Annotated in this window: 9 protein-coding genes; 4 read left to right on the forward strand and 5 right to left on the reverse strand. The window is 61.6% G+C overall.

All coding sequences use genetic code 11. The features are described 5' to 3' along the window. Window positions 1-48 precede the first annotated feature (48 nt). Both HU811_RS22110 and HU811_RS22115 read right to left on the reverse strand, forming a co-directional pair. Window positions 49-342: a hypothetical protein gene (locus HU811_RS22110; protein ID WP_047226351.1), complete on the reverse strand. Its 294-nt coding sequence runs from the start codon at window positions 340-342 to the stop codon at window positions 49-51. 56 nt (window positions 343-398) lie between these two features. Beyond that, window positions 399-1004 (reverse strand): arylesterase, encoded by a 606-nt coding sequence (locus HU811_RS22115; RefSeq protein WP_092397717.1) that lies wholly within the window; start codon window positions 1002-1004, stop codon window positions 399-401. Window positions 1005-1014: 10 nt separating this feature from the next. Here HU811_RS22115 and HU811_RS22120 point away from each other — a divergent pair, with 10 nt between their 5' ends. From HU811_RS22120 to greB, 3 genes are read left to right on the forward strand one after another with little or no spacing between them, the layout of a single operon-like run. Then, the gene (locus tag HU811_RS22120; RefSeq protein ID WP_092397715.1) at window positions 1015-1698 is read left to right on the forward strand and encodes an ABC transporter ATP-binding protein; all 684 of its coding nucleotides are present in this window, start codon (window positions 1015-1017) and stop codon (window positions 1696-1698) included. Then, a complete protein-coding gene (locus HU811_RS22125; protein ID WP_186658094.1) occupies window positions 1698-4202 on the forward strand; it encodes an ABC transporter permease in 2505 nt (834 codons plus the stop codon). Before HU811_RS22120 ends, HU811_RS22125 begins: the two co-directional genes overlap by 1 nt. Before the next feature lie 34 nt (window positions 4203-4236). Continuing rightward, a complete protein-coding gene (greB, locus tag HU811_RS22130; RefSeq protein WP_092397711.1) occupies window positions 4237-4734 on the forward strand; it encodes a transcription elongation factor GreB in 498 nt (165 codons plus the stop codon). A gap of 38 nt (window positions 4735-4772) precedes the next feature. Here the strand turns inward: greB and HU811_RS22135 are convergent, their stop codons facing one another. The 3 genes from HU811_RS22135 to HU811_RS22145 form a co-directional block, all read right to left on the reverse strand. Beyond that, the gene (locus tag HU811_RS22135; protein ID WP_092397709.1) at window positions 4773-5081 is read right to left on the reverse strand and encodes a hypothetical protein; all 309 of its coding nucleotides are present in this window, start codon (window positions 5079-5081) and stop codon (window positions 4773-4775) included. A gap of 251 nt (window positions 5082-5332) precedes the next feature. After that, complete coding sequence (locus HU811_RS22140) at window positions 5333-5767, reverse strand: DoxX family protein (RefSeq protein ID WP_092397707.1); 435 nt, start codon at window positions 5765-5767, stop codon at window positions 5333-5335. A 99-nt stretch (window positions 5768-5866) separates the two neighbouring features. Beyond that, window positions 5867-7291 carry an MltF family protein gene (locus HU811_RS22145; protein ID WP_186658095.1) on the reverse strand — a complete coding sequence of 475 codons (1425 nt, stop codon included), beginning with the start codon at window positions 7289-7291 and terminating at the stop codon, window positions 5867-5869. Between the two features lie 235 nt (window positions 7292-7526). On the opposite strand from HU811_RS22145, the gene HU811_RS22150 reads away from it, so the two are divergent. Further along, window positions 7527-8336, forward strand: a complete 810-nt coding sequence (locus HU811_RS22150; protein WP_186658096.1) for a TatD family hydrolase — start codon at window positions 7527-7529, stop codon at window positions 8334-8336. Window positions 8337-8377 lie beyond the last annotated feature (41 nt).

Raw genomic sequence — 8377 nt, forward strand, 5'->3', positions numbered from 1 at the left:
ATCGCGAGCAGGCTCGCTCCCACAAGGGGCATGCCGGGAATCTGGGAATTACAATTCGAACCGCAGTTCCGGCCAGATCGGCGAGGTGCCGCGCTTCTGGGACTCCAGGATCGCCCGGCACAATGAACACAGGCGATGGTCCTGGAATATCTTGCGATCAACAGCCGACCAGCGCGGCTGGGCCGGCAGCAGGCTGCCGCACAGGGTCCGGTCGGCCGAGCCACCAAGCTCCAGTTGCCGGGTCACCAGATGCACCCGCACTTCCTGGCAGGCGAACAGGTCCAGCTGTTCGTCAGGCTCGATCAGTTGGTAGGCAAAAAGGGACCAGGCGGGACGCGGCATCGGGGGCTCCAAATCGGGGGCGCCACATTAGCCGAAAGACCGCCTGTAGAAAAGCGTCACAGCAGCGGTTTTAGCGTCGGCCAGACATTTTCCAGCAACTTGCCCTGAGCCGCGACGGACGGGTGCAAGCCATCGCCCTGCATCATCCCCGGAACACCGCCAACGTCCTGAAGAAAAAATGGCACCAGCGGCACGTTTTTCTCCTCGGCCAGGGTGCTGTAGACCCGGGCGAAGGCATCGGTGTAGCGCCGCCCATAATTGGGCGGCAACTGCATGCCCAGCAACAGCACCTTGGCACCGCTGGCGCGGGAGCTGTCGATCATCGCTGCAAGGTTTTGTTGCAATTGTGTTGGTGGCTGTCCGCGCAGGCCATCGTTGCCACCCAGCTCCAGGATCACCAGGTCCGGCTTATGGGCTGCAAGCAGCGCCGGTAGCCGCGCCTGGCCGCCTGCACTGGTGTCGCCACTGATAGAGGCATTGACCACTTTGTCGTCGAAACCTTCGGCCTTGAGCCGTTGTTCGAGCAAGGATACCCAACCTTGCCGGGTATCCAGGCCGAAAGCGGCGCTGATACTATCGCCAACGATCAGGACCGTACCCGCCGCTGCGTTCTGGGCCATGCACATCAAGGCCAGGCCGGCACTCAAAAACCACACACGCATCGGATTCTCCATGGGCTCAAGCATTCTCACCGCGAAGGACCTTAGCAAAGTGGTTCCCAGCGCGGAAGGTGAACTGACTATCCTGCACGAACTCAGCCTGGAACTGAACAAGGGCGACAGCCTGGCCATTGTCGGCGCATCCGGCTCCGGCAAATCCACCCTCCTGGGCCTGCTGGCCGGCCTCGACCTGCCCAGCAGCGGTGAAGTGACCCTCGCAGGTCAAGCCCTCAGTGTTCTGGATGAAGACCAGCGGGCCCGGATCCGCGCCGAGCATGTCGGCTTTGTCTTCCAGTCGTTCCAGTTGCTCGACAGCCTCAATGCGCTGGAGAACGTCATGCTGCCATTGGAGCTTGATGGTCGCCAGGATGCCCGCGAACGCGCTACGGAATTGCTGCAGCGGGTCGGCCTGGGCCAGCGCCTGACCCACTCGCCCCGCCAGCTCTCCGGCGGCGAGCAGCAACGCGTAGCGATTGCCCGTGCCTTTGCGGCCGAGCCCGACGTGCTGTTTGCCGACGAACCCACTGGCAACCTCGACAGCCACACCGGTGAGCGCATCAGCGATCTTCTGTTCGAGTTGAACAAGGAAAGCGGCACGACCCTGGTGCTGGTGACCCATGACGAACGCCTGGCCCATCGCTGCCGGCGCCTGATTCGACTTGAAGCCGGCCAGATGGTCGCCCCCCTGGAGCCTTGATGGCACGCTTGCCGCTGTTGCGCCTGTTCAGTCTCGCTGTCCGTCAATTGCTGCGCGACGCCCGCGCCGGCGAGCTGCGGGTGTTGTTCTTCGCCCTGCTGGTGGCGGTGGCGGCGAGTACCGCCATCGGCTACTTCGGAGCCCGTCTCAACGGCGCAATGATGATGCGCGCCACCGAATTCCTTGGCGCCGACCTGCTGCTCGAAGGCAGCTCGCCTGCCCGCCCCGAACAGATTCGCGGTGGCACCGATCTGGGACTCGAACATGCCCGGGTGGTGGAGTTCTCCAGCGTCGTGGCCACCGACAATGGCATTCAGCTTTCCAGCGTCAAGGCCGTCGATGACATCTACCCCCTGCGCGGCGAACTGAAAAGCGCCCCTGCCCCGTTCGCCCCGGAGGAAACCGGCGGGCGACCAAACCCTGGCGAGGCCTGGGTTGAAGCACGGTTGCTGACGGCACTGGACCTGAAAATAGGCGACAGCATTGACGTCGGCAACCAGCCCTTGCGCCTGAGCCGCGTCTTGACCTACGAACCGGATCGCGCCGGCAATTTCTATAGCCTCACGCCCCGGGTCATGATCAACCTCAAGGACCTGGACGCGACCGGCGTCGTGCAGCCCGGCAGCCGCGTCAGTTATCGCGACCTGTGGCGCGGCCCGGCGCCAGCGCTGCAAACCTACCGCGACCTGATCAAGCCGGGCCTGGAGCCCAATCAGCGTCTGCAGGATGCACGCGATGGCAACCGGCAGATCGGGGGCGCCCTGGGCAAGGCCGAACGGTATCTGAACATGGCCAGCCTGGTGGCGGTGCTGCTGTCCGGCGTCGCCGTCGCGCTCTCGGCCAACCGCTTTGCCACCCGACGCTTTGATGCCAGCGCCCTGCTGCGCTGCCTGGGTTTGTCGCGTCGGGAAACCATGGTGCTGTTCAGTCTGCAACTGACCGTGCTGGGCCTGCTGGCCAGCATCAGCGGTGCCCTGCTCGGCTGGTTCGCCCAACTGGGACTGTTTGCACTGCTGCATGACCTGTTACCCACCACCGTCCCGCCGGGTGGCCTGCTGCCGGCCATTGCCGGAATCGGTACCGGAATGGTGGCGTTGGCGGGCTTCGCCCTGCCCCCACTGGCCGCGTTGGGACGGGTACCCCCCTTGCGCGTTTTGCGCCGGGACATGCTGCCGATTCCTTCCAGCACCTGGGTGGTCTATGGGGCCGCCCTGGGTGCCCTTGGCCTGATCATGTGGCGCTTGAGCCTGGACCTGGTCCTGACGTTCGCCCTGCTGGGTGGCGGCGTCATTGCAGCGCTGGTGCTCGGCGGCCTGCTGTTGCTGCTGCTCCAGAGCCTGCGCAGGATGCTGGCCCGCGCCTCGTTACCCTGGCGGCTAGGCCTGGGCCAGTTGCTGCGCCACCCCTTGGCGGCAGCCGGCCAGGCGTTGGCATTCGGCTTGATTCTGTTGTCCATGGCGCTGATCGCCCTCTTGCGCGGCGAGTTGCTGGACACCTGGCAAAACCAGTTGCCGAAAAACGCCCCGAACTATTTCGCCCTGAACATTCTGCCCAACGACAAGCAGGCCTTCACCGACAAGCTGCTGGCGTTGTCGGCTCAATCGGCGCCGCTCTACCCCGTGGTACCCGGACGCCTGATCAGTATCAACGGCGAGCCGGCCAAGGAGTTTGTCACCAAGGACTCGGCCGGTGACCGGGCCCTGCAGCGCGACTTGAGCCTGACCTGGGCTGCAGACCTGCCGGCGGGCAACGTCGTCACGGCCGGGACCTGGTGGCCGCAGCAACCGCCGGACGATATTCCGGGCGTTTCGGTAGAAGGCAAGGTGGCCGAGAACCTCAAGATCCAGCTGGGGGACCGTCTGGTTTTCAACGTGGGCGGCGTCAATCGCGAGGCGAAGGTCACCAGCTTGCGAGAAATCAACTGGGACAACTTCCAGCCTAACTTTTTCATGATCTTCCAACCCGGCACGCTGAAGGATCTACCGGCCACCTATCTCACCAGCTTCTATCTGGCGGCGGGCCACGACCAGCAGATTGTCGACCTGTCCCGGGCCTTCCCGGCGGTGACGATCCTGCAAGTCGAAGCCCTGCTCGAGCAGTTGCGCAGCATCCTGGCCCAGGTCACCCTGGCCGTGGAATATGTGTTGCTGTTTGTACTGGCTGCGGGAATGGCCGTGCTGTTCTCCGGCCTGCAAGCCACCCTCGATGAACGGATCCACCAGGGTGCGCTGCTCCGCGCCCTGGGTGCCGAACGAACCTTGTTGGTCAAGGCCCGGCGCATCGAGTTCGGGCTGCTGGGAGCGGTCAGCGGCTTGCTCGCGGCCCTGGGTTCGGAACTGGTGAGTCTGGTGCTTTACCGTTACGCGTTCGACCTGCCCTGGCATCCGCATCCATGGTTGCTGGTACTGCCGCTGGTGGGAGCGTTATTGATCGGGGCAGCCGGTGTGTTCGGCACGCGTCGAGCGCTCAACGCGAGCCCGCTGACAGTCTTGCGCGAGGGTTGATAGACTCCCGGCTTCGCCACCACAAGAAGTTGCCATGAGCCGTTATCGCCCACCCCGCACCGCCGGCACTGCGCTGATCACCCCCGAGGGTGAGGCGCGGATGCGCGCCGAATTTCATGAGCTTTGGCATGTGCGCCGCCCTCAGGTGACCCAAGCGGTCAGCGAGGCAGCGGCCCAAGGGGATCGATCGGAAAATGCCGAGTACACCTATGGTAAAAAAATGCTGCGGGAAATCGACAGCCGCGTGCGTTTCCTCACCAAGCGCCTGGAAGCCCTCAAGGTGGTCAGTGAAAAACCCAGCGACCCAAACAAAGTGTATTTCGGCGCTTGGGTCACGGTTGAAGATGAGGACGGCAAAGAGTCTCGCTATCGCATCGTCGGCCCCGACGAACTGGACCTGAAAAAGAACCTCATCAGCATCGACTCGCCCTTGGCGCGAGCGTTGATCGGCAAAGCGCTGGATGCTGAGATCAAGGTTCAAACGCCCGCCGGGGAACAGCTTTTATATGTCACCCACATTGAATACCTATAAAAGCTTCACCCGCTGGGCCCTGACAAGGATTGCTCGCCTCAACGGCGAGTAATCAGCCCCTGCCGGGCCACGCGGGTCAATTGCCGGATCATTTCGGGGGCATCCGCCGCATTGGGCGACTGGATGACTGCCAGATCGAAGCTGTCATTGGCAAAACGCGCCAACGACTCACCGTCTTCGACAAACTGGATAAGAAACGCCGCCGGCCCGTGGTTGCGTCGCGGCCAGCCGTCGAGATAGCGCAACAGCGTAGGCTGGTGAGTACCGCCCAGAAGGATTTTTGGATTGCGTTGCAGAAGGTTCGCCGTGATCGGCGCAAGACGTACAAGGGGGCTGGATGCGTTCATCGTGTCGTGTCTCTGCCTCAAAAGTCTGCATGGCAGGTGAGAGGCAACACCGAACCAGCGCTTTAGCGGTATTTCGAAACCGTGTTTTACCGGCTTCTATCGGTGACTGAATGAGTCACCTGGCGCCCCGCAAGTAGCTGTTTAAATCGGCGCATGAGCGGCATCCTAGAGAAGCTGACCAGTCAGTGTCAAGAATCTGCGCGCACAAAAAAGGCCCGTTCCAGACGGGCCTCTGATGATTCAGGTCGCAATCAGCGGGCGATGGCCTGGTCGACCGACAACCTGCCTGCACCTTCGATCAGCACCGCAACGCTGCCTGCCAGCAAAGCCAGGGCAAACTCATAACCGTTGTTGGCCATGAACAGACCGTTGCCAATGTGCACGGAGAAAATCGCCACCAGCGACAGGAAGGCCAGTCCCAACGCCGCTGGACGGGCCAGCAAGCCGATGATCAAGGCCAGGCCGGCGAAAAACTCGGTACCGCCAGCCAGTGTCGCCATCAGATAACCGGGGGTCAGGCCAATGCTTTCCATCCACTGCGCCGTTCCCGTCAGGCCGTAGCCACCGAACAGGCCGAAGAGTTTCTGTGCGCCGTGGGCCGCAAAGATGATCCCGACAACAATGCGCAGGACAGTCAGGCCATAACCAGCTCGGGTAAACAGAACTTTGTTGATGAAAGTGCTCATTAGGTTCATTCCTTGGGATAAGTGGGTTGGCCGCCATATTAATCAACAAAATGCATGATAAAAGCGGAAAAAATCCGTGATACCAATCAGTTTACTCGATCATTTACGCACAACAACCTTTTGCTCCCTGGGCTCCAGCGACTCCCGTTCACGATCAAACGCCAGATAGTATTTGTTCACACTATTAACGTAGCTTACTGCGCCCATTCCCACCTGCTCCATGGCGATGCGTTCGACCTGGAAGAACCACTGATTGGGATTGAGCCCCCGCCGTCTGGCCTCGGCCCGCATGCCTTGGACGCGCTCAGGCCCCATGTTGTAGGCGGCCAGGACGAAGGCCATTCGCTCGCGCTCGTTGAGCTTGGGGCTGGCGAAAAACTTTCGGCGTATCAAGGCCAGGTACTTGGCGCCAGCCTGCACGTTGGCGTCCAGGTTCTGGATGTTGCGCACCCCGACCCTCTGGGCGGCTGATGGGGTAATCTGCATAAGGCCCGTAGGGCCGCTGCCGCTGCGGGCATTGGGTTTCAGGGAAGACTCCTTGAACGCCAACGCCGCCAGGTTCAGCCAATCCATGCCTTGGGCCGTGGCATGTTTTTGCAGCACCGGGCGCAGTTTCTCGAGACGCTGGCGATTGGCACGGGCCAGCGGATAGTGAACCCGGTACAAGCGTCGATAGATGCGCAGAAACGCGGCGTCCTGATTGGAGGGTGCCTTATAGGTCGTCAGGAAGCGGTCGATGCTCGCACGCAGCATGGCGGCGTCACGACGAACAAACCAATACTCGTCAGCCGGCTCGCCAATGAGCACCTGCCGGTCGAAACGCAGCTTGGGCAGGATTTTGCTCCAGCGTTCGGCGATGGGTTGCTCGACGATGGTCAGGTGGAAAATCCCGGCCTGAACCATTTCCAGCACATCTTCCACCGCCAGGGTCGGGTCGACCCACTCGATCTTCACCGGTGGTAATTTACGCAGTGCCAGTTTCTGGTTGATCTGACTCAGGGCCTCCCCTGCGGCGCTACCGTTGGGCAGGGCCAGGGTCTTGCCCGACAGTTGCTCTACGCGTGTGTAGCGCCGCTGGCCCTTGGCTCCCACCAGGAGCAACGGCACGTCGGTGCGAATCGGGTTGCTGGCGCTGACCGCAAGGCCAGCCAGGGGCTCGAGCAACTCGCCGGGCGCGACCAGATCGCCTTCTCCGCGCTGCAAGGCGCCCAGCAGTTGATCCTTGGCCTTGGGAATGATCTTGAGGGTGATTTTCTGGTCATCCCGAGCGTGGCCGTTGAGGTATTGCTCGAAGGCACGTAACCGATGATATTCGACGCCAATGGGTTGCCCCTTGACTTCGCCAGAGCTGTTGCGGCTCTGGTTGACCAGTACCTTCAGGACCCGGCTGCTGCGGATTTGCGCAAGGTCGCGCACCGTAGTCGGTGCTACCACCTGTACCGGGCCGGGCAGCCGCGCCTCCGCCGGCATCGGCATCGGCAGCAACAGCGAACAACACAGCAGCAACAGTTGGGGACGTGTCATCCACTCTCCGAAAGGATACCGCGGCCCGCAGCCTTGAAATATCGAAGCTGGGGTCGACAGAAACAGAGCACCTGGGGCGCTGAAAAGTGCGAAAGACTGGCACAGTGCTGGCGTTTATACCAACCCAACCGGTCTGGCGGCCTCAACAGACAGCCTCAACTCGTTGTAGTTCTTGGCTTTTCTTATAAATCTACAGCTCTGATATGCTTTGCGGCCTTTGGGTCGAGGTAGCACCATGCAACTCATCGATATCGGCGTCAACCTGACCAACCCCAGTTTTGCCGACAAACACGAGGCCGTGCTTGAGCGCGCCTATGCAGCCGGTGTCTGCCAACTGGTCCTGACCGGTACCAGTGTCGAGGGCAGTGAGCAGGCGTTTGAGCTGTGCCAGCGCCTCGATGACACTGGGGAGCGGCTGTTTTCCACCGCCGGTATTCACCCTCATAGCGCCAGCGACTGGACCGCCGATAGCGCCCGGCATCTCAAAGACCTGCTGAAACAAGACCGCGTCCGCGCAGTGGGTGAATGCGGGCTGGATTTCAACCGGGACTTCTCCCCGCGCCCGCAGCAGGAAAAAGTCCTGGAAGAACACCTCGCCCTGGCGGTGGAGTTGCAATTGCCGGTCTTCCTTCACGAACGTGATGCCGATCAGCGCCTGCTGGAAATCCTGCGGGATTTTCGCGACCAATTGCCCGCAGCGGTGGTGCACTGCTTTACCGGTGAAAAAAAAGCCCTGTTCAGCTATCTAGACCTGGACTTGCATATAGGCATCACAGGCTGGATTTGCGATGAGCGCCGAGGCACCCATTTGCATCCATTGGTACGGGAAATTCCTCACACTCGCTTGATGCTTGAAAGCGATGCACCGTACCTGTTGCCTCGCACGCTGCGCCCCAAACCCAAGAATGGTCGCAACGAACCGGCCTACCTGACGGAAACGTTGCGCGAAGTCGCATTGCACCGGGGAGAAAGCCAGGAAGACCTGGCCGCCCGTAGCACCGCCTGTGCCCGCGCATTTTTCGGCTTGCCCATCATTTCCGATTAAACACGCATCCGTAGTGTGGGAGCGGGCTTGCTCGCGAATGC

It is taken from the genome of Pseudomonas tehranensis (assembly GCF_014268615.1).
GTDB classification, from domain to species: Bacteria; Pseudomonadota; Gammaproteobacteria; order Pseudomonadales; family Pseudomonadaceae; genus Aquipseudomonas; species Aquipseudomonas tehranensis.